The sequence below is a fragment of the Haloarcula rubripromontorii genome (assembly GCF_001280425.1).
Lineage (GTDB): Archaea > Halobacteriota > Halobacteria > Halobacteriales > Haloarculaceae > Haloarcula > Haloarcula rubripromontorii.
Map to the genome: position 1 here is coordinate 806,534 of NZ_LIUF01000002.1, position 24,823 is coordinate 831,356.

General features: G+C 58.0%; 20 protein-coding genes. 13 read left to right on the forward strand and 7 right to left on the reverse strand.

Annotation, left to right across the window (positions count from 1 at the left end; genetic code table 11):
• The first annotated feature begins 63 nt into the window (after window positions 1-63).
• On the forward strand, window positions 64-1,122 hold the full coding sequence (locus AMS69_RS09315; RefSeq protein ID WP_053967777.1) for a glucose 1-dehydrogenase: 1,059 nt from the start codon (window positions 64-66) through the stop codon (window positions 1,120-1,122).
• 559 nt (window positions 1,123-1,681) lie between these two features.
• Here AMS69_RS09315 and AMS69_RS09320 read toward each other — a convergent pair.
• Both AMS69_RS09320 and AMS69_RS09325 read right to left on the reverse strand, forming a co-directional pair.
• On the reverse strand, window positions 1,682-2,266 hold the full coding sequence (locus AMS69_RS09320; protein ID WP_053967778.1) for an HD domain-containing protein: 585 nt from the start codon (window positions 2,264-2,266) through the stop codon (window positions 1,682-1,684).
• A gap of 1 nt (window position 2,267) precedes the next feature.
• A complete protein-coding gene (locus AMS69_RS09325; RefSeq protein WP_202904529.1) occupies window positions 2,268-2,987 on the reverse strand; it encodes an EthD domain-containing protein in 720 nt (239 codons plus the stop codon).
• Between the two features lie 104 nt (window positions 2,988-3,091).
• On the opposite strand from AMS69_RS09325, the gene AMS69_RS09330 reads away from it, so the two are divergent.
• Window positions 3,092-4,453 carry an NAD-dependent succinate-semialdehyde dehydrogenase gene (locus AMS69_RS09330; RefSeq protein ID WP_053967779.1) on the forward strand — a complete coding sequence of 454 codons (1,362 nt, stop codon included), beginning with the start codon at window positions 3,092-3,094 and terminating at the stop codon, window positions 4,451-4,453.
• 133 nt (window positions 4,454-4,586) lie between these two features.
• A complete protein-coding gene (gene npdG / locus AMS69_RS09335) occupies window positions 4,587-5,258 on the forward strand; it encodes an NADPH-dependent F420 reductase (protein ID WP_053967780.1) in 672 nt (223 codons plus the stop codon).
• Between the two features lie 131 nt (window positions 5,259-5,389).
• On the opposite strand, the gene AMS69_RS09340 is transcribed toward npdG, so the two are convergent.
• The 5 genes from AMS69_RS09340 to AMS69_RS09360 form a co-directional block, all read right to left on the reverse strand.
• Window positions 5,390-5,773: a PaaI family thioesterase gene (locus AMS69_RS09340; RefSeq protein ID WP_053967872.1), complete on the reverse strand. Its 384-nt coding sequence runs from the start codon at window positions 5,771-5,773 to the stop codon at window positions 5,390-5,392.
• 163 nt (window positions 5,774-5,936) lie between these two features.
• Complete coding sequence (locus AMS69_RS09345; RefSeq protein ID WP_053967781.1) at window positions 5,937-6,941, reverse strand: LLM class flavin-dependent oxidoreductase; 1,005 nt, start codon at window positions 6,939-6,941, stop codon at window positions 5,937-5,939.
• Window positions 6,942-7,027: 86 nt separating this feature from the next.
• The gene (locus AMS69_RS09350; protein ID WP_053967782.1) at window positions 7,028-8,296 is read right to left on the reverse strand and encodes a M24 family metallopeptidase; all 1,269 of its coding nucleotides are present in this window, start codon (window positions 8,294-8,296) and stop codon (window positions 7,028-7,030) included.
• Window positions 8,297-8,409: 113 nt separating this feature from the next.
• Entirely contained in the window at window positions 8,410-9,372 is a 963-nt protein-coding gene (locus AMS69_RS09355; RefSeq protein ID WP_053967783.1) for an NAD-dependent epimerase/dehydratase family protein, read from the reverse strand.
• A 60-nt stretch (window positions 9,373-9,432) separates the two neighbouring features.
• Window positions 9,433-11,136, reverse strand: a complete 1,704-nt coding sequence (locus tag AMS69_RS09360) for a thiamine pyrophosphate-binding protein (RefSeq protein ID WP_053967784.1) — start codon at window positions 11,134-11,136, stop codon at window positions 9,433-9,435.
• Window positions 11,137-12,292: 1,156 nt separating this feature from the next.
• Here AMS69_RS09360 and AMS69_RS09365 point away from each other — a divergent pair.
• The 10 genes from AMS69_RS09365 to lpdA all read left to right on the forward strand — a co-directional run bounded on the left by AMS69_RS09365 (window position 12,293) and on the right by lpdA (window position 24,775).
• On the forward strand, window positions 12,293-13,492 hold the full coding sequence (locus tag AMS69_RS09365) for an ABC transporter substrate-binding protein (RefSeq protein WP_053967873.1): 1,200 nt from the start codon (window positions 12,293-12,295) through the stop codon (window positions 13,490-13,492).
• Between the two features lie 187 nt (window positions 13,493-13,679).
• Window positions 13,680-14,798, forward strand: a complete 1,119-nt coding sequence (locus AMS69_RS09370) for a pyridoxal phosphate-dependent aminotransferase (RefSeq protein ID WP_053967785.1) — start codon at window positions 13,680-13,682, stop codon at window positions 14,796-14,798.
• A gap of 263 nt (window positions 14,799-15,061) precedes the next feature.
• Window positions 15,062-16,159 (forward strand): branched-chain amino acid ABC transporter permease, encoded by a 1,098-nt coding sequence (locus tag AMS69_RS09375; protein ID WP_053967786.1) that lies wholly within the window; start codon window positions 15,062-15,064, stop codon window positions 16,157-16,159.
• Window positions 16,156-17,463, forward strand: coding sequence for a branched-chain amino acid ABC transporter permease (locus AMS69_RS09380; protein WP_053967787.1), 1,308 nt, complete (start codon window positions 16,156-16,158; stop codon window positions 17,461-17,463). The genes AMS69_RS09375 and AMS69_RS09380 overlap by 4 nt, the downstream gene beginning before the upstream one ends.
• On the forward strand, window positions 17,456-18,283 hold the full coding sequence (locus tag AMS69_RS09385) for an ABC transporter ATP-binding protein (RefSeq protein ID WP_053967788.1): 828 nt from the start codon (window positions 17,456-17,458) through the stop codon (window positions 18,281-18,283). Before AMS69_RS09380 ends, AMS69_RS09385 begins: the two co-directional genes overlap by 8 nt.
• Window positions 18,280-18,984, forward strand: a complete 705-nt coding sequence (locus tag AMS69_RS09390) for an ABC transporter ATP-binding protein (protein ID WP_053967789.1) — start codon at window positions 18,280-18,282, stop codon at window positions 18,982-18,984. Before AMS69_RS09385 ends, AMS69_RS09390 begins: the two co-directional genes overlap by 4 nt.
• Window positions 18,985-19,664: 680 nt before the next feature.
• Window positions 19,665-20,813 carry a pyruvate dehydrogenase (acetyl-transferring) E1 component subunit alpha gene (gene pdhA / locus AMS69_RS09395; protein ID WP_053967790.1) on the forward strand — a complete coding sequence of 383 codons (1,149 nt, stop codon included), beginning with the start codon at window positions 19,665-19,667 and terminating at the stop codon, window positions 20,811-20,813.
• Window positions 20,810-21,826 (forward strand): alpha-ketoacid dehydrogenase subunit beta, encoded by a 1,017-nt coding sequence (locus tag AMS69_RS09400; RefSeq protein ID WP_053967791.1) that lies wholly within the window; start codon window positions 20,810-20,812, stop codon window positions 21,824-21,826. The genes pdhA and AMS69_RS09400 overlap by 4 nt, the downstream gene beginning before the upstream one ends.
• 1 nt (window position 21,827) lies before the next feature.
• Window positions 21,828-23,342, forward strand: coding sequence for a dihydrolipoamide acetyltransferase family protein (locus AMS69_RS09405; RefSeq protein ID WP_053967792.1), 1,515 nt, complete (start codon window positions 21,828-21,830; stop codon window positions 23,340-23,342).
• A complete protein-coding gene (lpdA, locus tag AMS69_RS09410; RefSeq protein ID WP_053967793.1) occupies window positions 23,342-24,775 on the forward strand; it encodes a dihydrolipoyl dehydrogenase in 1,434 nt (477 codons plus the stop codon). The genes AMS69_RS09405 and lpdA overlap by 1 nt, the downstream gene beginning before the upstream one ends.
• Window positions 24,776-24,823 lie beyond the last annotated feature (48 nt).

Below are 24,823 nucleotides of genomic sequence, written 5' to 3' on the forward strand. Positions count from 1 at the left end.
GACTCGTCGAAACATTCAAATATTGATGGATGGTGGGTTTCATTTGCGGGGATACCTATCACAATGGATGCAATTGCCGTCAGGCAGGGGAAGACTCGGCCCGAACTCATCGATATCGAGCGTCCGGAACCGGACGACGGAGAGGTCCTCGTGAAGACTCTCCGAGTTGGCATCGACGGAACGGATTTTGAGGTGTTATCCGGATCACACGGCGAGTTTCCCGAGGGGAGTGAGTACCAGATACTGGGACACGAGGCCGTTGGCGTTGTTGAGGCAGCCAATGGGACCGCGCTGAGCGAAGGAGAGATTGTCGTCCCAACGGTCCGGCGGCCTAAAAACACATCGAGCCGGTTCTTCGAGAACGACGAGCCCGATATGGCACCGCCCGGTGAGTATGTCGAGCGGGGGATTGCGGGGGCGCACGGGTACATGGCCGAGTACTTCACCACACCTGCGTCGTTTCTCGTTTCGATTCCGGAGTCGCTGGCGGATGTCGGATTTCTGGTCGAGCCGATCAGCAATGCTGAAAAGGCACTCGAACTGGCACAGCGTTCCAGATCGACCTTCGAGTGGCAGGACTCTGCCGGACTCGTCCTTGGAAACGGACCGTTGGGATTGCTTACATTGGCAATGCTCACAGACCGGTGCGAGCGAACGTACTGCCTCGGTCGTCGTGAACGACCGGACCCGACCATCGATATCGTCGATGAACTTGGGGCCACGTACATCAACTCTCAACAGACGGCTGTAGATGAAATACCCGCAGCTCATGAGCCGATGGATCTGGTGTTTGAAGCGACGGGGCACGCAAAACACGCGTTTTCAACGATTGAGGCGCTTGATTCGAACGGGGTTGGAGTTCTGCTCGGTATTCCGGAAGACTGGGAATTCACCGTCAATGGCGGGGCGCTCCACCGGCAGTTGGTACTTCAGAACAAGGCACTACTCGGGAGCGTGAACTCGAACGTTCGACATTACAACCGCGCTCGGAACACGCTTGCAGAATACCCGGACTGGTTTGTTTCGTCCATCATGACGACGCGGTGTTCGGTGTCGGAGTTTGCGGATGCATTCGAGCAATCACCGGAGAGCATCAAATCGTACATTGAGTTCAGCGCCTAGATAGTGGCATACGCGCCGTATTTCATCCTCGTCCCAGAGAACTAGATCCAAATACGCATATGAAAAATAATTTTAATTGTATTCTTGCCGGGTACGAACTCACTGTACGCTCCCAGAACCGCTCGTATTGATAAATATTGTTTTATGATGATACTTTCCATTCATTTGGACGTTAATATCCGCTAAGCAGGTAGAAATAATCCGACACCCCGACATCGGTTTTTACACTGTAGCTGGATGCGGTTGTCTTTCAGAACACGCTCGAAACAGTCGACCCCTCGTTTCTGAAGACACGGCCAATCCTTGTTCGGAACGGGGCTTTTTTAGAACAGACAATGCGATTGCGGCGTATCCGCGTACAGATGTGGATACGCCGCGCCGAGTCGCTCTGTCATCGCAAAACCCGAGTGTGGGACACCAGTCCTTACCCGTTCCGCCAACCCCGAACCTGAAGCTATCAGCCTTCACCGAGGTGTTCTGGACCACGTATCCACGGCGGTAAGCCACGGGAGATACCTACGGCGGGCAACACCGTGGAAACGACAGCGCTCGCCGGTGGCTACGTCTGGGAGTACTCATCAACCCACTCCTGCAGCGTGATACCCATCGTTGACTGCGTAATCGCGTTCGAAGACGCGGAGTTTGCACTCTTGACGAGTTCGGCCTCTAATGTCCGTGTCGGGATCTCGCCGATAAAGTGCGGAATCGCTCGCTGGACCGCCAGTGGACAGCCGACCTCGTGAGCAAGTGCATAGCCTGACAGGGAGTGTGGTATTTCCTCGGTTGCGTATCTGGGGTCTGGATCGAGTAGCTTCTCGTCCTCGACAAAGTCAACGTACTCGTAGCACTTCCCGACATCGTGGAGAAGTGCGGCTGCCACAATGACATCGATATCTGGATCGGCACCGTGGAACTCCTGCTGTTCGATGGCGGATTCCCGTGCGATTCTTGTGACCCCACGAATGTGCCTGACGTTGGTCACGTCATGGATATTCCAGGCGTAGGGAATGTCTGTAATGTCGCGCCAGCCACCTCGGTCAAGCGCGAGTGTCCACGCTTCGATGACTTTGTTGCGAAGGCTCTCTGATGAGATGTAGTCGAGTTCTGGAAACGCCTCCGTGACTTGCCCCTCGTAGTCGGGCATATTACCCCTCGTCCGTGACGAGCTGTTCCTGACCGATAAACCGTGGCCGCTCGTCGATAGCCAAGAAGTTATCCACGTCCTCGCGTGCCGCTTTCGCTTTGCCTCTGTCAGGAGCGTAATCCCGTGACCCTTCGCTGCCGAGGGCGTCATATAGCTTCTCGAGGTCGTCAAAGTAGAGTTCGGCAACGCCGTCGAACTCGGCGTTCTCGGGGTCAGTGGGGATGACCGTATTGTACTTGACGACGCCCTCGATTTCACGGGCGATTGGCGTATGGTTGGTCTGCCAGTAGTCGACGAACTCCTCGTGGGTCATGTCATCTTGTCGGACGAGAAACGCCGAGTGCTTGTAGAGGCCGTCCGTGTCGCCGTCGACCGCGTCTTTCTGGACGATTTCTTCGCCGATAATCCGTGGCCGCTCTTCGACAGCGAGGAAGTTGTTCACGTCGTCGCGGGCCTTTGCGGCGATCTCTTTGGTTGGGTCGTAATCTCGGGACCCAGGACTGCCCAGCGCCTCGTGCAGGTCATCAAGCGTCTCGAAATACAGTTCTGCTAGGCCGTCAAATTCGGCGTGTGCTGGCTCTGTCGGAAGAACTTGCTGGTAGCGAACCACGCCTTCGATGTCTTTCGCGATTGGCGTGTGGTTAGTCTGCCAGTAATCGACGAACTCCTCGTGAGACATGCCCTCCTGTCTGACTAGCAGGGCTACATGCTTGTACATCATCAGCACATTTCTGACCTATGAGTATAAAAGCTACCGCTGTCACCTGTCAGGAAATTTGGGTCAGTAAAGATTAATGTATCCGTGACGCCGAACACTGAACCGATATGGAGGCAGTCAACCCCGCTACGGGCGAGCGGCTAAACGTGTACGACCCTGATGACGACGACGCAGTCGAGCGAAAGCTGGACCGTGCCACGTCGACGTTCGAGGACTGGCGTGAGGTTCCGCTGCGCGAACGAGAGGAGTTGCTTGAAAACGCCAGCGATGTTCTACGGGAGAACAAACAGCGGTACGCCGAACTGATGACCCGGGAGATGGGGAAACCAATCACGCAGGCCATCGCTGAAGTCGAAAAGTGCGCATGGGCGTGTGACCATTACGCCGAATACGCACACAAGTACCTCTCCGATGAACACCACCCCAGTCCGCCGGGCACGGAGGTAAAGACGGTCCATGATCCACTCGGGCCAGTGCTAGCAGTGATGCCCTGGAACTATCCGTTCTGGCAGGTCATTCGCTTTGCCGCGCCCTATCTCACTGCTGGCAACGTGGGCCTCCTCAAACACGCCTCAAACGTCCCCGGGTGTGCGCTCGCGCTCGAAGAAGTGTTTGCCGAAGCCGGCTATCCTGACGGCGCTTTTCAAACGTTGTTGGTTGGCTCCAGTAACGTCGACAGCATTCTCGCAGATGACCGTGTCCGCGCGGCGACGCTGACCGGAAGTGGTCCCGCCGGTCGTGCCGTCGCCGAAACCGCCGGCAAGCATCTGAAAAAGACCGTGCTGGAACTCGGCGGATCTGATCCGTTTATTGTCCTCGACGATGCTGATCTCGATGCGGCGCTCGAGACTGGGGTGCAGGCACGGACACTAAACGGCGGCCAATCCTGTATCGCCGCCAAGCGATTTATTGTTCACACAGATGTCTATGAGGAGTACGTTGATCGGCTCGTCGCTGCCTTCGAAGACCTCACTGTCGGCGATCCGATGTCCGAAGAAACCGATGTCGGCCCCCAGGCCGACCCTGACCTCATGGCCGAACTGCACGACCAGGTACAGGAAAGCGTCGACGCTGGTGCAACCCTGTTGACTGGGGGCGAGCCGCTTGCCCGAACCGGTGCGTTCTATCCACCGACAGTACTGACTGCTGTCCCGTCGGGATGCCCCGCCGACACAGAGGAGACGTTCGGACCAGTGGCGACCGTCTACGAGGTCGGCGATGCGGAGGAAGCAATCGAAGTCGCAAACGACACCCGTTTCGGGCTGGGTGCGAGCCTCTGGACAGCGGACCGGGAACGTGGCCAGCGTCTGGCACGAGAGATTTCGGCGGGCTGCGTCTACATCAACGAGATGACCAAATCGGACCCGCGGGTTCCGTTCGGCGGCATCAAAGACGCCGGGTACGGCCGTGAACTCTCGGAGATGGGTATCAAAGAGTTCGTCAACAAAAAGACGGTCTGGGTCGAATAACTGCCGGGGTTTGCGCCTGGGTCATACGTCTATTGCTGGTGTGTCCGGTTTTCACGGCTAGTATCAGGGACGGTCGCCAGCAATTTGCGTGACAGGACAAAGCTTCTTATTTCAAGGGGCATTATGCGGGCGCATGGAGTTAGCCATACTTGGCGGTACTGGTGATATCGGTGAGGGACTCGCGATGCGGTTTGCCTCCGACACGGCCCACACGATTACTATCGGCTCGCGGGACGCTGCAAAAGCCAGCGAGCGAGCCAGAGCGTACGAAGACCGGCTATCCGCCCACGGTGTCGAGACTGAAATCAACGGAACGGACAACAGCAGTGCCGCGGCTAGCGCAGACGTGGTTATTCTGGCCATTCCGCCACATCACGTCGGCGATACAGTTGAAGAACTAACTGAAGATGACGTGCTTTCGGACCAACTACTCATTAGCCCTGCTGTCGGGATGAGCGGCGACGAGGATGGACTTCACTACCGACCACCGTCGACGGGAAGCGTTACCGAATTTGTCGCACAGCAGGCCCCTGACTCGGTTCCAGTGGCGGGCGCGTTCCACAACCTCGCAGCGGACCGGCTGGCGGATCTAGAGGCCACGCTCGATGTGGATACGCTGGTCGTCGCTGACGACCCGGAAGTCAGTGACCGCGTTGTGACGCTAACTGCTGACCTCGCGGGCGTCCGACCGATCCCTGCTGGCCCGCTTTCGAACGCCTCGGAGGTCGAGAGCCTGACGCCACTGCTCATCAACATCGCTCGATACAACGAGGGGATGCACGATGTCGGTGTGACTTTCAGTTAGACGCCGGCAGGGTTCTGTCCACCGCCATTGTTCACATGGTAGCGCCGCGCGGTCGGTTGCACGCTTGCTTTCGACGGTCTCTGCACACAATCACACCCAGGGAGGGACCTGTTCACTCGCTGCAGCTGAACTTAGCCTGTCTTGTAGACGCCGCGTGCATCCGCGACCTGTGTACCGTTCTCGGCGTACACCTTGACGCTGACGACGCCAACATCACCACCGTGCCGAATCACGTCCGCCTCCGCTCGGAGGTCCCCTGTCCCGGCTTCGAGGTAATCGATGCGCATATCGATGGTCGGCACCGGCTGTTCGACGAGAGACACGAGAGCGGCCCCACCAACAGTATCGGCGAGGGTGAATGTAACACCGCCGTGGGCCATTATCTGTTCCTCGTTCCACGACAGTTCCTCGCGCATCTCGATGTGGCCTTCGGCGTGCCCGTTATCTACGGTGGTTATTTCGATATCGAGCAGGTCGGCAAACGGCATGTTCTCGAAGAACGCTTCGATGTCCATACTCATCAATTATGTTCTTCACCTGGGGAAATAAGTATTGGTGTTCACCCGGACCGAAATCCACGGGCAGCACTCAGAGAATCGCTTGCGCACACGCTGTCACAACCCTCTCTCCCGGACTGTGTCTGGCGTCTCAGCAGCCACCGACACGGTCTGCCAGTCTCTAGCTGACCTTCGGTCGCACTTCTTCACCCAGCCGCCGAATACACTCGGCCATCGCCTGCGTCCCGGTTCCGGGATGATACGTCCGGAAGATGAAGTGAATGTCATCGCCCAGCGCCTCGCGGTACGTTTCCAGTTCGGCCGCGACTTGGTCGGGTGTCCCGAAGATGGCCTGTTCTTTGAGCTCCTGTTTGTGGTCGTCGTCCAGTTCCGGAACCGCCTCGCCCGAGAATATCTCCTCGTACCGGCGCTGGATGTAGAGGTAGCCGTCGCGCATCTGCTCCCATGCGTCCTCGCGGGAGTCACCGACGAACCCGTGCTGGAGGACGTACACCTGAAAGTCGCCCTCGATATCCTCGTCGGCACGAACGTTTCGGATGTCCTCGACGCGCTTCCGGACGCCATCGACTGACAGCGATGACGGGGCACACCATGCGTCAGCGGTCCGGGCGGCCCGCCGGACGGCAGGTCGGGACGCCCCACCAAGCATGAGGGGAACGTCGTGTGCAGGCTTCGGTGTCACAGTGACATCTGACGAGATGTCGTGGAACTCCGGCTCGTAGTCGAGCGGCCCGTCAGACCAGGCACCGCGAAGCGTATCGACCGTATCAGCTAGCCGCTCAGCCCGTTCGTCGTCGGGAATCCCGAAGGCGTCAAACTCGGAGACGTTCGACCCGATTGCCATCCCGAGCGTCGTTCGGCCACCGGAGATCTGGTCGACGGTTGCGATATCTTCGGCGAGCCGGATTGAATCATACAGCGGCGCGAGTGCGATACAGGACCCGATTTCGATGGTGTCGGTGACTGCAGCTAACGCCCCGAGTGCCGGTGTGACGCCCGACAGATAGTCGTCGTCGAGGAAATGATGCTCCGAGACCCAGGCGCTATCGAGTCCCGCATTGTCGATCACTTCACCCAGTTCGAGCATTTCGTCGTAAATCTCGCTGGTCTCGCGGTCGTCGTCCGGGCGCTGCTGACAGGTAAACAGGCCTGTTCCCAGTTGCATAAATTTCCGTTACGCCGCGACCGACTTAATGGTAGTGACGCGCCGGCACCCGGACAGTGCGTGCGACCGGCCGCGATACCTGCCAGTCAGTAGTCGATCCGAGTAATCTCCGCGACGGGCCACTCACTGAGGATTTCCACGCCGTTCTCACGGACGACAACCATCTCCTCGACGCGGACGCCCTGCCGCTCCGCGGGTTGCATCGTCTCGACAGCCATCGTCATGCCCTCCTCGATTTCGATCGGGTGGTCCGGCGAGAGTCCACGCCAGATGAGCGGCGTCTCGTAGAGCTGTAGTCCCAGCCCATGAGCCCAGTGGTTGGTCGTCATCTGCCAGAACTCGTCGGCGTCGTACCAGTCCATATGCTCACCCTCTCTGTCGGGGAAGCCCTTGCAGATCTCGTCGGTCGTGGCCCCCGGCTTGATCCGTTCGAGGACGTCATAGAGGTCGTCACGAGCTTTTTCGTAGGCGTCTTTCTGTGCCTGTGTCGGTTCGCCCATGCTGAACGTACGGTAGTAACAGGAGCGATAGCCCAGATAGCCGATGTTGTAGAAATCAGCGTACACGAGGTCGTTCGGTCGAATCATTCGATCGGTCGTGTTCGCCTGATGTTTCGGCCAGGTGTTCGGACCGGAGGTCACGTAGCCACCCTGGGCCATTGCGCCGTGCCCCCAGAGTTCGCCGACCGCATCGCCCCAGACTTCCGACTCGCGCTTGCCTGGCTTTGCACTCTCCGTAATCTTCTGGAAACCAGCCTCACAGATAGCAGCGACCTGTCGCAGACACTCGACCTCGTCGCGGGTTTTGGTCTTCCGCGCGTCAAGCATGATATCAGTCGCCGCGCTGGTGTCGACATCGACGCCGCGGTCCTCGAACTTCTCGATAAGTGCCCCGTTGCCCACGTCGATGCCCATCGGCTCCCGGTCGACACCGTACTCTTCCATGGCGGTGTACACCGTCTCGGCCATCTTGTCTTTGAGCCAGTCGCGCGCGGAAGCGCTGCCCGACGCCCGGGGAACGTTGCCGAGTCCCGGACAGGCATACCGGATGTCGTCGAGCCAGGGACAGTTGAATCGCTGGTTCGATGCGTGGTCAGCGGTGTCCCAGTGGACGATGTCCCCGTCTTCGGTCAGGAGCGTGTAGTGGTCCGCGCCGCTCCCGCCGGTCATCGCCAGCCCGGTGACGTACCGGACATTCGGGTCGTTGATCAGCAGCATCGACCCCAGTTCAGAGTCCTGCAGTCGGTCGAGGGCTCGGTCTTTGCGTTCGCGTCGCATCCGCTTGACGTCGATCCGTTCCTCCCAGTCGACGGCCATGGTGCCACGCGTTCCTTCCATGAAGTCGCGCTCGTACATCACGTAGGCGTACAGGCAGGTCCCTAATCAAACACTGGGGTCACTCTGGAGCACTGAGCGAAAAACGGGCCAACCCACAAGATGCACTACGCTCCGCCGGCGGGACTCGTGTCTCAGAGCGGTTCGAGGCCGTTCTCGTCCCGGAGTGTGTTGATGTATGACCGGAACCCGGCTTCGAGGCCGTACTCGACCTCGTAGCCGAAGTCTTGCTGTGCAGCGGTCATATCGAGATTCTGGGTCCAGGGAAGTTCGCCCGCATCAGAGACTTCAAGGTCGGCATCCGGGACGATTTCTCGGACCGTGTTGGCTGCTTCACGGATCGTTGCGAGGACACCGCGGACGTTGTAGATGCGTTGGGTGAGGTCGTCCTCGTCGACGAACGTTGCTTTCCGGAACGCCTGTGCGATATCGCGGGCGTGTTGCCAGTCGATCACCTGATCCCCGTACTCGACGCTAAAGGGTTCGCCGACTGCCGGCTTTTCGATGATATTTGCGAGGAACGCCGACCCACCGGTTTCCCGGTAGGGCCCGTACGCCACAGTCGGACGGAGTCCAACGTGGTCAACGCCGTAATCCTCGTAGTAGACGCGGGCCTGATGCTCGTTGTACTCTTTGGTCGCACCGTAGAGCGTATCCGGATACACGAGTTCGCTCTCGTCGACGTACTCGCCTTCGTAGTTATGTGGCGGCGCGTACACCGCCGCGCTGGAGGCCCAGGTGACGCGTTCGATCTGGTCGTCGAGGGTGCGTGCAGCCTCGAAGATGTTGTTGGTCCCTTTGATGTTGACATCGAGGCCAGCCCGCGGGTTGTCTCGTGCCGTGTTCGTCAGCAGTGCCGCGAGGTGCACGATGTGCGTCGCCCCCGTCTCTTTGACGGCACGAATCACGTCCGTCGCCTCAGAGACATCACCGCGCCGGATAGTCACATCGTCGGCGACACCCAACTTCGAGAGGATGTGGTCGTCCGTCGAAAGGTCGTAGGCCACGACATCGTGGCCGTGTTCAATCAGGTCCTCGACGACATACGAGCCGAGGAAGCCGGTTCCGCCAGTGACGAGTACCGTGGTATCTGTCATTGTTGTATCAATGTGTGTTCCGTAGTTGATTTATATTCTTTGCTACCCCTGCCCGGGAGTTCATTCGTGCAGCCCGCCGACTTCCTTGTAGAACGACGACTGAAGGGACTCGACCATCTCTTCGTCACGGTCGATACGAACGTCGATGACGAAGGGAACATCGGCGCTGGTCCCGTCAGCGAGTGCATCCGCGAGTTCAGCGGGTGTCACTGCCCGCGTCGCTTCAGCGCCGAACGCTTCGGCTGCTTTCACAAAGTCAGTGTCGTGGAACTCGACGCCAGCGATGTCACCGTCTTCGTGTTGCATCTGTCGGACCATCCCGAGGCTGGTGTCGTTGAGGACGACGAACGTGGGCGCGACGTCGTTCTCGACGGCTGTCTCCACACTGGTCATTGTCATCGTGAAGCCACCGTCTCCCGCGACGCCGATGACATCTTTCTCCGTCGTGATGGCGGCGGACACTGCGGCCGGCGTTGCCCACCCCATCGCGCCGACGCCACCGCTTCCGTAGTAGGTCCCGGTACCCGGTGTCTGAAGATAATTGAGCAACCAGAACCGGTTGTTGCCGGAGTCGGCGGTCACAATCGTTTCCGAATCAACGACAGCCTCGATTTCTTTGACTGCACGCTGTGGCTTAATCGGCGACGCGTCCGACTCGCATTTGGGGGCGTAAAACGACTCCTGCGCTGTGGCCGCACGGTCACGCGCCCAGTCGTTTCCAGCGCTCTCGGGGAGGTTCGCCGCCAGATCATCGAGACTGTGGGCCGCATCACCGATGAGTGCGACATCTGCGGGGTAGACCCAGCCAGCATTGCGCGTGTCTATGTCAGCGTGGATAATGGTCTGCTCGTCGGGCCGGATGAACTCCGGGGACTGCCAGTTCGTGTCCATCGGGTTCATGCGACAGCCCACGACGAGGAGTACGTCCGCTTCACTGACAACCTGATTTGCGCCCTCGTGACCGAAGGAGCCGATAACACCCGCAGCCAGCTCATGGGTTTCGGGGAACGTCGACTTGCCCAGATAGGAGGTAGTGACGACGGCATCAGTCGCCTCCGCGACAGTTGCTAGCTGGTCGTAGGCGTCGGCGGCGTGAACCCCGTTGCCGGCGACAATGACTGGTCGGTCAGCCTCGCTTAGCGCTGCAATCGCTGTCTGAACATCCTCCCGGGCCGGTCGCGAGTCCCAGTTTTGCACCTGATCGTGGCCGTCCCAGACCGGCGGAATCGGATCGTCGGGCATTTTCTCGGTGACGGCGTCGCCGTCAAGGATTACCGCCGTTGGCCCGGGCCGGCCGGCTGTCGCGTGTTTGAACGCGAGCTGGAGGCTCCGTACCGTTTCTGTCGGGGAGCGCGGGAACCAGTTTTCTTTGGTGTAGGCATCGAGCGCTGACGGAAGGTCAAGCCCACCGTAGTCACCGCGGGCCTGCTGGTACGGCGCAAGCGTGGAATAGTCGCCCCGCTCGCTGGCCTCGGTAATGACGACCATCGGTGAGGAAGCGAGTTTTCCTTCCATCTGGCCGATTGCGCCGAGGCTCCCGATCCAGGGACCTTGTCCAGCGAGGACTCCGGGGTTGCCGGTGAGTCGTCCGTGCATCTCGGCCATCACGCTGGCTTCTCGCTCATCGCGTGGCCGGACCATCTCCACATCGGCATCCGGGACATGGTCAAGGATCTCGATGGCGCGACCACCGGGATATCCGAAGACGTACTCGACGCCTTGCTCATCCAGTTCCTCGACAAGGCGCTTTCCTGTATCAGTCATGAGTAGTAGATTTGGGTATCATTCTCTATCGTTGCGTTACGTCCCACTGTGGGTAACTCCCAAGATATAGAGTTTGGGGTGCAACGGTGCAGCAGTTTTGGCTGTATAGGGAGCACTCGGGGCCCTGCGAAATCAACTGACTTGCTGTGCCGTTCAAGTAATTCGATCAGCCGATAGTACCGGAACCCGAGGACACCAATCACTTCGGGGACTGTATCATCTGTTTTTCTCAAAAGAGACGTTCTACTAATTCGAATTGGAGTGCCCCATGATACAATTGGTAGAAAACTCAGATAAGCCAAGAAAAAATGGATGAATAGTCGGGAAAGCTCTCTGTTCGACTGTATCTCCTGTGTAGGCCATCTGTCTTCTATAGCGTTGGATACAGCCACCGGCTGATTACAGTGGTATTGCTGTAACAGTTCCGACGCTACAATCGCAATTGCTGTTACAGACGTATGAATGTAACAATACTGCAAACACAGACTCGTGTTATACTATTCACGCAGTTTCAGTATCTCTCTCAACGAATTGTCTTTCCGCTGCGTAGACACACTGCTCTTCGAGGTTACAGCGTACGTGACCTGTTGTCTGTTCGAGTTGCTCGAACTGACACTACACTATAACTGATTTATATACTAGCGCCGTCCGGATAGTCGGCTGTCCAAACTGAGCGTGACCACTGCTCGCCGAACCTGAGACTGTCTACCGATGCGATATCTGTCCTGCATGCTCAGTATAGACAGTCACCCACGGGTGAGCGATTGGACGCACGAACCAGACTTGTACCGCGGATACGTGCCTGTGAGAGTCAAGATTGCACTGTACCGGTCGGACGGTGTGTGCGACGACCCGCCGTCGACGCCGTTCGGAAGGTTCGAACGGGTATCGGCACTGACAGTGGAATAGACAGCCAGTTCAGACGAGAGTGTGCCGAATATCTGTGCGCTTGGTATCGGACGGGAACTGCTCACAACGAGGGACAACACAGTAGCGCAGGCGGAACAGTCGGGGCGTTGTCTGTGCCTGACTTGGCCCCTCTCGGGGTCCCTTTGGTCTCTGTACAGACCTGCTGCGGTTCATAATAACGTTTATCACGAAAGATTGTGTCATGGCGAGTGTTGCGATGCACGATACAGTCAGCCGTCGAACTGTGATGAAGAGCATTGGTGCCGCAGGCGCTGTCGGACTCGCAGGCTGTTCGACAGACGGTGGTAGTGGTAAAAACACCATCAGCATGGGCATCCTAATGGGGGTAACAGGTGGGCTGTCCGAAGTAGGTCCCGCAATTCGAGACGCAGCAGAACTAGCTGTAAAGCAGGTCCGAGACGCGGACAACGGCTTCACAGTCGATACGCAGTTCGAGAACACGGAGACCAAGCCGAGTCGGGGCGTGAGTGGTGCAGAAGCTCTCGTGAACGCCGGGTATCCGATGATTTGCGGGGGACTGGCGTCGTCTGTGACACTGCAGGTCGCCGAGAACGTCGCCATTCCGAATCAGACGGTGATGTGCTCACCATCGGCGACGTCGCCCGATGTCTCCTCACTGGAAGATAACGACTTTGTGTACCGGACGCCGCCGACGGACAAGCTGCAGGGATCGCTGCTGGCACAGATAGCGGCCGAGCGGCTCGAAAAAGAGAGCGCAGCCATCCTCTTCCTCAATAACGCGTACGGGAACGGCCTGTCGAACGGTTTTACCAAGACGTTCGAGGCGGAGTACGGTGGTGAGGTGCTGAATCAGGTCTCGTACTCGGCGGGTCGTTCCTCATACACGTCACAGTTGCAAAACGCTCTTGATGGTGACCCGGGGACGCTCGTGATCATCGGCTATCCCGAGAGCGGGAACAAGATCTTCCGGAACTTCTACGAGAACTTCGACAGAGCGGACATGGATATCCTGGTCCCAGACGGACTCAGGGCGGATGACTTGCCCGGGAACGTGGGACACGATATGACAAACGTCCGCGGAACCAATCCGTCCTCGGCCGGTCCGGGGATCGAGTACTTCAGGTCGGCATATGAGGAGGAGTACGGCTCTGCGCCGGGACCGTTCAATCAGCAGTCGTTCGATGCTGCGGCAGTCCTCATGCTGGCACGCGCAGCAGCCGGTGAGGATGACGGGACTGCAGTCCGCGACCAAATGCGGGCAGTCACAGACTCCGGTGGCGAAACGGTCGGACCTGAAACCCTGGGAGAAGGCGTTTCGCTGGCGGCTGACGGGACCGAAATCAATTATCAGGGGGTCTCGGGCCCGGTCGAGTTCGACAACAATGGTGATCTTGCCAGCGCCGTGTACAATTACTTCAGGTACACAGAGAACGGGACGGAGAACATCGAGCAGGTCGAAGTCTAACTGAACCACCGTTTTGCTTTCTCACTCCAAGTCGCTTATGTTCCAGAGTCGGCCATCCCAGACGATTTTGTGACACAGCCGTGACTCAGGGCGACCCTATCCAGCAGACTGTGCAGTACGGCTGGTGAGATACTCAGTGTCGGACAACCGAAAGACTATAATCAAATACCGTTATACTCATGAACTGATGTCTCAGTACGCAGCACGCGTCGAAGCGATGGATATCAGTGGCATCCGTGAAGTCTTCGAGGCGGCAGGCGAAGACGCAATAAATCTGGGTCTCGGCCAGCCTGATTTCCCAACTCCAGACCACGCCCGGGAGGCAGCGGTGAGTGCGATTCAGGATGGCATGGGTGATTCATACACCTCCAACAAGGGGATTCCAGAACTCAGAGCGGCGATTAGTGACCGCTACGCCACCGACAACGGGCAGGACATCCCGCCTGAAAACATCATTGCTACTGCCGGGGCAAGTGAAGCAATTCACGTTGCAATCGAGGCCCATATCCAGCCCGGCGACGAAGTGCTTTGCCCTGACCCCGGGTTTCTCGCCTACGAACAACTGGTGCTACTCGCCGGCGGCGAACCAAAGCGGGTCGAGCTCAGGGACGACCTGACTCTTGACCCCGCTGCTGTTGAGGATGCCATCACGGAAAACACGGCGCTATTTATTGTTAACAGTCCAGCGAACCCCACTGGTGCAGTGCAATCGAAGCGAGACATGGCAGAGTTCGCGCGGATCGCGGACGAACACGAGATTATCTGCCTCTCTGATGAGGTCTACGAGAAGATCGTCTTCGACGGTGAACACCATTCGCCGGCCGAATTCGCCACCTCTGATAGGGTCATCCAGGCCAGCGCGTGCTCCAAAACGTACTCGATGACAGGCTGGCGGCTCGGTTGGGTAGCGGCCAGTACAGAGCGAATCGAGCGGATGCTTCGAGTGCACCAGTATGTGCAGGCGTGTGCCAGCGCTCCCTCACAGTACGCTGCCGAAGCGGCGCTTACTGGTCCACAGGAGCCGGTGCAGGAGATGGTGTCTGCTTTCGAGGAGCGGCGAAACGTCCTCCTCGATGGGCTGGAGGATATCGGACTCGACACGCCGGTGCCGAAAGGGGCGTTCTACGCGATGCCTCACGTCCCAGACGGATGGACCCAGAAGATGCTGGACAACGATGTCATCGTGGTTCCTGGCGAGGCGTTTGGGCCGAGTGGACGGGGGCAGGCGCGGATTTCGTATGCCACGAGTACAGCTGAACTGAAAGAGGCGCTGGAAGTGATGCGAACGGTCACGAATTCGCTGTAGGGTGCCACTGGAACTCGTGCTTGACTGTACCTTCGGATGAGCGGCTTCCCATTTCTCATCGCGGGCGTCTGTGTCCGTGACGGTGTCTCTCCTGCTATCGACACCTGCAGGTCAACCCCGGTGGAACAAAATAGAATACATGCTTCTTGTTAGAAGTTGCCATGTGAAAAACTAGCAAGAAATTGGGACACGGCTTCGCCGCTCCCGGATTCTATGACGATTTTACATCAAGATTTTTAACACTGGGTAGAGAGCACAAACGTATGGCGGCCCGAGACTACTACAGCCGTGGACAGAATATAGTGTACAACCGCCCAGTACTCGTTATATTCGCGGTTATCGGCGTGTTCCTCGTCTTCGATATCTTTCGGCAGGTCGGAACTGGAACAATTGCCGCCACAGATCTCATGAGTTATCTCTGGAACGGTCTGGTACTCGGGATGTCGCTCGGACTGGCTGGCGTCGGCCTCTCGATGACATACAGCATCCTCAATTTCGCGAACTTTGCCCACGGAGACTTGATCACGAGCGGTGCGTTCGCCGGATGGGCGACGGCGTTTCTGATTGCCGGGCTAGGTGAATTTTCCGTCGAAGCGCTCGTCCTCATCGGTGGCCCGATCGCAGTCGGTTCGAACGAACTTGGCATCAACGTCGTCAATACCCCACTGGCCCTGCTGGCTGGCTTACTCGTCGCTGCGGTCCTGACAGCCGCCCTTTCGCTCTTACTGGATCGAATCGTGTTCAAGCCGATGCGTAGCGCCGACGGTGTAACGCTGATGATCGCCAGCGTCGGTGTCGCACTGTTCCTCCGTAACTTTATCACCTACTCATTCCTGACTGACAGCCGCGGGCTGACAGGCGGAAACGTCCCCCAGTTTACTCTGGCGGGTGTCACGTTGGGCGGGCACCAGATTACGCTGGTCGTCGTCGCCGCACTTCTGATGCTTGCTACCCATGTTCTGCTCCAGTACACCAAGATTGGTACGGCGATGCGTGCGATGGCTGCGAACAAAGACCTCGCGAAAGTCACAGGCATCCCGACGGAGCGCGTCGTCAAACTCACCTGGAGTATCGGCGGCGGGCTTACCGGGTGTGCAGGCTTTCTTATCGCATTACAGCAGGGAACGCTCACAGTAACAATGGGATGGGACCTGCTGTTACTAGTGTTCGCAGCGGTCATCCTCGGCGGTGTCGGTTCGATCTACGGAGCAATGGTCGGCGGTGTCATCCTCGGAATCGTGAGCCGACTCGCACTCGTCTGGATTCCGGCCAGTTTCCTTCTGGTCGCGGCATTCGTCATGATGATCGTCATGCTGCTCGTGCGCCCATCGGGGCTGTTCAGTGGGAGGACGACGGCATGAGTACGGGTTCTATTCAGGCACGGGCTGAGGGCTGGCTCGGCAACAACGACGTGCGCTTGCTCATCGCCCTGGCCCTCGCTATCGGGGGCCTGTACGCGCTTTTCAGTGCCGTCCTCGGGTTCCAACTGAACGGCACAGTCAACACGCTTCGCCGTGTCGCGTTTCTCTCGGCGATCTATGCAATGTTAGCGCTCGCGCTGAACCTCCAGTGGGGATACGCAGGCCTGTTCAATCTCGGTGCGGCTGGATTCATGGCCATCGGCGTTTACACGATGGGGATACTGGCTGCTCCAGTGACGGCCAGTCCGCCCGGCTTCGGGCTGCCGCTGCCGGTCGCGATTCTGGGTGCGATACTCGTGACCGGGGTCATTGGCGGCCTCGCAGCGTTGCCTGCAATCAGACTCCGTGCCGATTATCTGGCAATCGTCACTGTCGCGTTCTCGGAAATCGTGCGTCTCACATTACGTGCGCCGGAGTTCGCGAACACTCGCATTGCCGGCGTTGCATTCGGGACGGGCGGTGCGACGGGGCTGTCCTTGCCAGCGAACCCGATCCGGATTCTCTTTTACACGGACCCCGCCGCAACAGCTCCAGCACCCAATGCGCTGGGGACGGCGATATTCAGTGCCGTGGCACCGCTGGGAATCGAGGAGACGCTGGTTATCGGCTGGGCGTACGTGGTTGTGCTATGCCTCTGTCTCGGCCTCCTGTACTGGCTGATGGTCCGCATCGGCAAGTCACCGTTCGGACGGGTCCTCAAGAGCATCCGCGAGGACCAGCAGGTCACGCAAGCGCTGGGGAAGGACACGCGCCGATTCAAGATCAAGACGTTCGCGCTCGGCTGTGCGCTCATGGGGCTCATCGCTATTCTCTGGCGTCTCTCCGGGGGGTATGCGTCGCCACGGATGTTCAAGCCGATACAGACGTTCTACATCTTCATTGCGCTGTTTATCGGTGGGACTGGGTCGCCAACGGGAAGTATCGTCGGCGGTGCTCTGTTCGCCAGTCTGCTCTTCGAGGGGCCCTCGTTCATCCGGCGAGTCGTGGCGGAGTACCTCCAGCTCAGCAACGCACCCGATACGCTTGTCGGTGCTCTCGCCGAGCTAGGAACCCTTGATGTCACACCATTGCTGGCGTATTCCGTGCAGGACGTGAGCATCTCCGCGCTCCGGCTCATGCTGTTAGGCATCGTTCTAGTGTATCTTATGCAACGGCATCCGGATGGCCTGCTGGGTCATCGAAAAGCAATCGCATCGAGCGTTGACCTCTCACGACAGGAGCCTCGCGAGGGCGACAATGAGTAAGAACGTACAAGCAACACCGCGCGACCGGTCCCAGAACGGACAGCAAGAACAGATACTCAAAGTGGAGAACCTGCGAAAGACCTTTGGCGGTATCACAGCTGTCGCAGATGTCTCATTCCACGTCGAAAAAGGGACGATCACCGGCCTGATCGGTCCGAACGGAGCAGGGAAGTCGACGACATTCGACCTCATTACCGGGGTGCAACGTCCGGACGGGGGCGCAGTCGAGTTCAACAACACGGAAATCACCGGGTATCGGTCAGATCAGGTCGCAAATCAGGGTCTCGTCCGCACGTTCCAGATAGCCCGAGAACTCTCGGAGATGACTGTGCTGGAAAACCTGATGCTGGCACCGCAGGATCAGGCCGGCGAAGCAGTCTGGCGGGCGGTCCTCCCGCGAGCCAGAACACAGGTCATCGAGCAGGAAAAGGCGCTCCGAGAACAGGCCTGGGAGATGCTCGAACTATTCGAGATTGAACACGTCGCGCACGAATCCGCCGGCAATCTCTCAGGGGGCCAACGGAAGCTACTGGAGATGGCGCGTGTGCTTATGACCGAGCCGGAGATGGTGCTGCTGGATGAGCCGCTTGCGGGAGTCAACCCAACACTGGAAGAGAAACTCATTGATCGGTTGCATACGCTCAAAGAGCAGGGCTACACTTTCCTCTTCGTCGAACACGACATGGACGTTATTATGAACAACTGCGATACGGTCATCGTGATGCACCAGGGGAGTGTTCTCACAGAGGGGCACCCGGACGCAGTGAAAAACAACGACAAAGTCCTCGATGCATATCTCGGGGAAGAGGTGAAAGCATGAGTTTGCTGTCAGTACAGCAACTGGACGCCGGGTACGGTGATCTGCAGATTCTCACAGATATCGACATGGAGGTCGGACAGGGCGAGTACATCACTATCGTCGGCCCGAACGGCGCAGGCAAGTCCACTGTGATGAAATCAGTGTTCGGACTGACGACGTACATGGGGGGTGAAATCGTCTTCAACGACAGGGACATCGCCGGTGAACAACCGGAAGATATCATCTCATATGGGTTGAGCTTCGTCCCGCAAAGCAACAACGTGTTTGAGCCGTTGACGGTCACGGAGAACCTCAAGATGGGTGCTTACACGCTGGACAGATTCCCGGAAGAGCGGTTACAGGCGGTTTACAACCGGTTCCCGATACTGGAAACCCGGTCGGGGCAGAAAGCAGGGACACTATCAGGGGGGCAACAACAGATGCTGGCGATGGGCCGTGCGCTCATGCTTGATCCCGACCTGTTACTGCTTGACGAACCCAGCGCAGGTTTGGCACCAGATCTCGTCGATGAGATGTTTGACCGCATCGACGAGATCAACGACGCCGGTACCGCTGTCCTCCTCGTCGAACAAAACGCAAAAGAGGCATTGCGGCGGTGTGATCGCGGCTATGTCCTTGTACAGGGGCAGAATCGACACGAAGACAGCGGTGAGGCACTCCTCAACGACCAACAGGTCCGCAAAGACTTTCTGGGCGGGTAGCTCCTGTCGCCCAGTACTGGCTTAGAGGACTTTTTTCGAACAAAAGCGTCTCCGTGAGATTCTCTACGGGCCGTTGAGCCGTCACGGGCTGTTGTGTCCATAACGGCGCATATTCAGTGCCCGGATTTCCACACTGCAGCCCCGGATTCAATGAAATTATAGAGATTTGATGTATGTACCTCTTCACAGCACGCCATTATATCACAGTATCCGTATTAACGGCTGCATATCCACTCTGTTACCAGTATCGCAAGATGGAGAATGTGTGTGTGTTATGGTTTATTATATTTCACTTCCTTTTCGACCGACGCCGCTTCGGACCTGTAACTGTCCCCGTTCACATCGGAATAGCTACTGTTACGTGTGAACGAGTGTCGCACAAACAATAAGTATCTACCATGTCAGACTTCGCATATGCATCCGGGCTTGAACCCTACCGCCTGCCCTGCAGGTCAGCTGTCCCGGCAGTTAATGGACTGGGCACTGCCCTCCGCCACAGCCCCGTCTTTTACATTTTCGACATTTAAACTGGCGTAGACCGCTAGCGCACAGGAGGTCCCTGTGCCCTGGTGGAAAACGCCAGCCTTGAACACGCTCGGAGAGCTGTACCCAGCGGCTGTTCGGGTTCTCAGGGTCTGTCGAGGGAGCGTCTATCGAATATACAAACATCATCGAAAACAATGAACATGAAAAACGAAGCAGGAAACACGGACTTGCCAGCGCCCGTCAGACAAGACTCGGAGCTAGTCCAGGTACTGGATGCTGAAGGCAACGTATTACCGCAGGCGTCTGTCCCGGATCTCTCAGACAGGGAGTTACTTGAGCTGTATGAGACAATCAAGCTCGCCCGTCACTTCGATCAGCGGGCGATCAGCTTCCAGCGACAGGGACGACTGGCGACGTACGCACCAATGACCGGGCAGGAGGGGTCACAGGTCGCCACGAGCATGGCGCTTGCCGAGCAAGACTGGCTGTTCCCAACTTACAGAGAGCACGCGGCAAAGTACGCTCACGGAATGGAGCTGGCATCCCTCTTCGAACCACTGCGAGGCTATCGGGACGGATATGCAATCCCTGAAGATGTCAACGTGATGCCTGAGTATATTCCGATAGCGACTCAGGTTCCGCAGGCTATGGGAATGGCCTGGGGACACAAGCTACAGGGAAAGACCGATACGGCCGTCCTGTGTCACCTCGGTGATGGTGCGACCTCCGAAGGAGACTTCCACGAAGGACTGAATTTCGCCGGTGTATTCGACGTCCCTGCTGTGTTCGTCTGTAACAACAATCAATGGGCGATTTCGGTCCCGCGAGAGCGACAGACTGCGAGCGAAACCATCGCTACAAAGGCACAGGCATACGGTATCGACAGCGTTCGTGTCGACGGGCTGGACCCGCTCGCGGTCTACAAAGTCACCAGTGAGGCACTGGAGAAAGCTCGGAATCCGGCTCCCGGTGAGCTGCGGCCAACGCTTATCGAATCTGTCCAGTATCGCTTCGGCGCTCACACCACTGCGGATGACCCGTCCGTTTACAGAGACGAATCGGAGGAGGAGGCCTGGCGAGACCGCGACCCAGTGGACCGCATCGAAAAGTACCTCTACAACGAGGATATCCTCGATTCGGACCTCGAAAGTGAGATCCAAGACCGAATCGAACAGGCGGTCAGCGAAGCGATAGAGACAGCCGAACAGACGGAGACGAGTCCGGACAACATCGTTGAGCACGTGTACGACGACGTTCCGGCACGACTCGAAGAACAGCGGGACGAACTGAACCGACTGCGGGAAAAGTACGACGACGGCGCGTTCTCGGAGGTGCTGGAATGAGTTCGACAGCCAGCACGCAGTCGGGGCAAACGGTTCAGCGTCTCGCTCTCGTGGAGGCGATACAGGACGGGTTGTACACTGAAATGGCACAGGACGACAGCGTCGTCGTGCTGGGCGAAGATGTCGGAAAGAACGGCGGTGTCTTCAGAGCGACCGACCAGCTCTACGAGGAGTTCGGTGAAGACCGCGTCATCGACACGCCACTGGCAGAAGCCGGAATTATCGGGGCTTCGATTGGACTTGCCCAGACCGGCATGAAGCCCGTTCCCGAGATGCAGTTCATGGGCTTCATGTATCCTGCCTTCGATCAGATTGTCAGTCACGCCGCTCGCCTTCGGAGCCGTAGCCAGGGACAGTATTCGGTGCCGATGGTGATACGGGCTCCGTACGGCGGTGGCATCCGAGCCCCAGAACACCACTCCGAGTCGAAGGAAGCGTTCTTCGTGCACGAGCCCGGTCTCAAGGTCGTCTCGCCGAGTACCCCCTACGATGCAAAGGGACTGCTGGCGGCGTCCATCCACGACCCGGATCCAGTCATCTTCCTGGAGCCGAAGTTGATCTACCGCGCCTTCCGTGAAGATGTCCCGACGAAACCGTATGCCGTGTCGCTGAGTGAGGCTGCTGTCCGGCGGGAGGGGAACGACATCTCAGTCTACACTTGGGGCGCGATGACCCGGCCGGCACTGATTGCTGCGGAGAATCTGAGCCAGTCGCATGGCATCGATGCCGAAGTCATCGACCTGCGAACCCTGTCTCCCCTCGATATAGAGACGATCACCGACTCGTTTAAAAAGACCGGGCGAGCCGCGATTGTCCACGAAGCACCGAAGACTGGCGGATTGGGAGCCGAAATCGCAACGACGATTCAGGAGGAAGCGCTCGTGCATCAGGAAGCGCCGATCAAGCGAATCGCCGGCTTCGATGCCCCCATGCCACTCCACTCGTTAGAGGACTACTACCTGCCACAGGCGGTCCGTATCCAGGACGGAATTCGCGAAACGGTCGACTTCTAACATGGTACGCGAATTCGAACTCCCCGATGTCGGTGAAGGCGTCGCCGAGGGCGAACTGCTTCGCTGGCGCGTTGCGCCGGGCGACGCAGTTTCGGAAGACCAGCCAGTAGCGGAAGTCGAGACCGACAAAGCCGTCGTTGATGTTCCGTCCCCAGTCGACGGTGTCGTCGAAGAACTCCGTGCTACGGAAGGTGAGGTTGTCCCGGTCGGTGATGTGATTGTCGTCTTCCGGGTAGATGGTGAAACCGACTCAGACGGAACCGAAGTAACGCCTCCAGATGACGCCACCTCGGAAAGTGGCCAGCAGACCGATGACGAAGCTGCACCACAGCCAGCCGGAGATGCGCAGTCAGATCCAGCGGTGACCCAGAGCGTCCAAATCCCCGCACCGCCGTCCGTACGGCGTCTCGCCCGGGAACTAGGCGTTGATATTTCCAGCATTGCAGATTCGTCTCCCGGGCGTATAACGGAATCGGATGTCCGCGCGTACGCGAGCGAGTCCTCAACTCAGGAACGTTCAAGTCACCAGACCGCGGCTGCAAAGCAACGAGAACAGCAGCCAGCCCCGGCGCAGTCTGTCAGTTCGGCACAGATGCAAGAAACGGCAGACCGGGAAACGACCGTTGCCGTTCCGAAAACCAGACACATCGCAGCGGAGGAAGGAATTGACCTCAATACCGTTCCCACCGATGAACGAAAAGACGGCGAACCCTTTGTCACGCTCGAAACGGTCCGGGAGTACGCAGAGGCACAGAAAACGGATCGAGAAGCGGTAACCAAGAGAGAAGCGACAGACGAGCCAGCGCGCCCGGAATCTCGGAAACCGTACAACGGGATCAGGCAGTCGATTGGATCGGCGATGACATCGTCGAAATACACGGCCCCGCACGTCACCCATCAGGACGAGGTCGATGTCACCGCTCTGGTCGACGCCCGCTCGGACCTCAAACAGGAGGCCGAGGAGCACGATATCCGACTGACGTATCTGCCGTTCGTGATGAAAGCGTGCGCCGCGGCCTTACAAGAGAACCCACAGGTAAACGTCTCTCTCGACGAAGCAAACGAGGAGATCGTCGAGAAACAGTACTACAATATCGGTGTCGCAACGGCGACTGATGACGGCCTGCTGGTTCCTGTCGTCGAGGATGTCGATACGAAGGGCCTGCTCGAAGTCGCCGCTGAAACCTACGAAAAGACTCAGAAGGCCAGAGAACGGAGTCTTTCGCCGGAAGAAATGCGTGGCGGGACATTTACCATCTCGAACATCGGCGGAATAGGCGGGGAGTACGGGACCCCGATCATCAACCAACCGGAGAGCGCCATCCTGGCACTGGGAGAAATAAAAAAGAAGCCACGAGTCGTCGAAAGTGATGGTGAGGAGACGATAGAACCCCGCCACGTCATGACCCTCTCGCTGTCGTTCGACCACCGAGTGCTTGACGGCGCAGACGCCGCCCAGTTCACGAATGCCGTACAGAAATACCTGCGAAATCCAAATCTGCTACTACTAGAATAATGGTTGTCGGAGATGTAACTACGTCGACTGACGTACTGGTTATTGGGGCGGGTCCCGGCGGATACGCCGCCGCAATCCGCGCTGCACAGCTTGACCTCGATGTCACGCTCGTGGAAAAGGAAGCGTATGGCGGTGCCTGTCTCAACCGTGGCTGTATTCCCTCAAAGGCGCTGATAAACGGTTCAAAACTGGCTTCGAAGGCGGGCAACTCGGAGGAACTGGGAATTTACGCAGACCCGACGGTTGCGCTTGACGAGATGATGGACTGGAAAGACGGCGTCGTCGATCAATTAACAAGCGGTATCGAACAACTGTGTACGGCAGCTGGCGTGAACCTGCTGCAAGGGACTGCCGAATTTGCTGCTGAAAACAAGATCAGAATCGTCCATCAGGGTGAGGGACAGGGGTCTGAATCGCTGAAATTCGAACGCTGCATCATCGCGACAGGGTCCAGACCGGTTGCAATCCCGGGATTCGACTTCGATGACGAGTATATCGTTTCCTCCGCCGGCGCTCTGTCCCTCGAAACAGTACCCGACGAACTCGCAATCGTTGGAGCCGGATACATCGGCATGGAGCTGGCGACCGTCTACAGCCGACTTGGAAGCGACGTCACGGTCATTGAGATGCTGGAGCAAGCGCTTCCCAGCTATGAGCGAGACATTGCTTCGGTAGTCCGCCAGCGAGCGGAGAATCTCGGTGTGGATTTCCATTTCGGGTACACTGCGGATAGCTGGGCGGCGTCTGGTGACAAGGCCGTTCTGACTGCTGTCCCCGCCGACGAAGCGGCAGATGATAGCGATGTAGAGATCACCGCCGAAAAAATACTGGTCGCTGTCGGCCGACGTCCGGTGACTGACACGCTCAGTATCGATGCCGCTGGCGTCGAAACCAATTCTCAGGGGTTCATTCCAACGGATAGCAGGTGCCGGACGAACAAGGAGCATATTTTCGCGGTCGGTGACGTTGCTGGTGAACCGATGCTCGCGCACAAGGGATCGAAAGAAGGGGAAGTTGCGGCGGAAGTAATCGCCGGCGAACCCGCGGCAGTCGATTATCAGGCCCTCCCGGCTGCCGTGTTTACCGAGCCGGAAATCGGAACTGTCGGGCTCACCACGACCCAAGCAGCGAACGAGGGTATTACGCCAGTTACAGGTAAGTTCCAGTTTCAGGCGTCTGGCCGGGCACTAACAGCAAACCGGACGGACGGCTTTGTCCGAATTGTCGCCGCAAAAGAGACCGAACGCGTGATCGGTGCACAGATTGTCGGTCCGGAGGCATCCGAGTTGATTGCAGAAATCGCAGCAATGATCGAAATGGGTGCAAAGCTTCAAGACATCGGCTCCACGGTCCACACGCATCCAACACTAAGTGAATCAGTAATGGAAGCTGCACAGAACGCAAGAGGGAAAGCGATACATAAACGCAACTGACTGACCGAATTGAGACTTCGGTCCCTCTATCTACGTCCAAATTGTGAG

Bases quoted from the DNA above. Each gene is read 5' to 3' on its own strand.
- AMS69_RS09315 (WP_053967777.1), top strand. From the start codon at position 64: ATGGATGCAATTGCCGTCAGGCAGGGGAAGACTCGGCCCGAACTCATC.
- AMS69_RS09320 (WP_053967778.1), bottom strand. From the start codon at position 2,266: ATGCCCGACTACGAGGGGCAAGTCACGGAGGCGTTTCCAGAACTCGAC.
- AMS69_RS09325 (WP_202904529.1), bottom strand. From the start codon at position 2,987: ATGATGTACAAGCATGTAGCCCTGCTAGTCAGACAGGAGGGCATGTCT.
- AMS69_RS09330 (WP_053967779.1), top strand. From the start codon at position 3,092: ATGGAGGCAGTCAACCCCGCTACGGGCGAGCGGCTAAACGTGTACGAC.
- npdG (WP_053967780.1), top strand. From the start codon at position 4,587: ATGGAGTTAGCCATACTTGGCGGTACTGGTGATATCGGTGAGGGACTC.
- AMS69_RS09340 (WP_053967872.1), bottom strand. From the start codon at position 5,773: ATGGACATCGAAGCGTTCTTCGAGAACATGCCGTTTGCCGACCTGCTC.
- AMS69_RS09345 (WP_053967781.1), bottom strand. From the start codon at position 6,941: ATGCAACTGGGAACAGGCCTGTTTACCTGTCAGCAGCGCCCGGACGAC.
- AMS69_RS09350 (WP_053967782.1), bottom strand. From the start codon at position 8,296: ATGTACGAGCGCGACTTCATGGAAGGAACGCGTGGCACCATGGCCGTC.
- AMS69_RS09355 (WP_053967783.1), bottom strand. From the start codon at position 9,372: ATGACAGATACCACGGTACTCGTCACTGGCGGAACCGGCTTCCTCGGC.
- AMS69_RS09360 (WP_053967784.1), bottom strand. From the start codon at position 11,136: ATGACTGATACAGGAAAGCGCCTTGTCGAGGAACTGGATGAGCAAGGC.
- AMS69_RS09365 (WP_053967873.1), top strand. From the start codon at position 12,293: ATGAAGAGCATTGGTGCCGCAGGCGCTGTCGGACTCGCAGGCTGTTCG.
- AMS69_RS09370 (WP_053967785.1), top strand. From the start codon at position 13,680: ATGTCTCAGTACGCAGCACGCGTCGAAGCGATGGATATCAGTGGCATC.
- AMS69_RS09375 (WP_053967786.1), top strand. From the start codon at position 15,062: ATGGCGGCCCGAGACTACTACAGCCGTGGACAGAATATAGTGTACAAC.
- AMS69_RS09380 (WP_053967787.1), top strand. From the start codon at position 16,156: ATGAGTACGGGTTCTATTCAGGCACGGGCTGAGGGCTGGCTCGGCAAC.
- AMS69_RS09385 (WP_053967788.1), top strand. From the start codon at position 17,456: ATGAGTAAGAACGTACAAGCAACACCGCGCGACCGGTCCCAGAACGGA.
- AMS69_RS09390 (WP_053967789.1), top strand. From the start codon at position 18,280: ATGAGTTTGCTGTCAGTACAGCAACTGGACGCCGGGTACGGTGATCTG.
- pdhA (WP_053967790.1), top strand. From the start codon at position 19,665: ATGAACATGAAAAACGAAGCAGGAAACACGGACTTGCCAGCGCCCGTC.
- AMS69_RS09400 (WP_053967791.1), top strand. From the start codon at position 20,810: ATGAGTTCGACAGCCAGCACGCAGTCGGGGCAAACGGTTCAGCGTCTC.
- AMS69_RS09405 (WP_053967792.1), top strand. From the start codon at position 21,828: ATGGTACGCGAATTCGAACTCCCCGATGTCGGTGAAGGCGTCGCCGAG.
- lpdA (WP_053967793.1), top strand. From the start codon at position 23,342: ATGGTTGTCGGAGATGTAACTACGTCGACTGACGTACTGGTTATTGGG.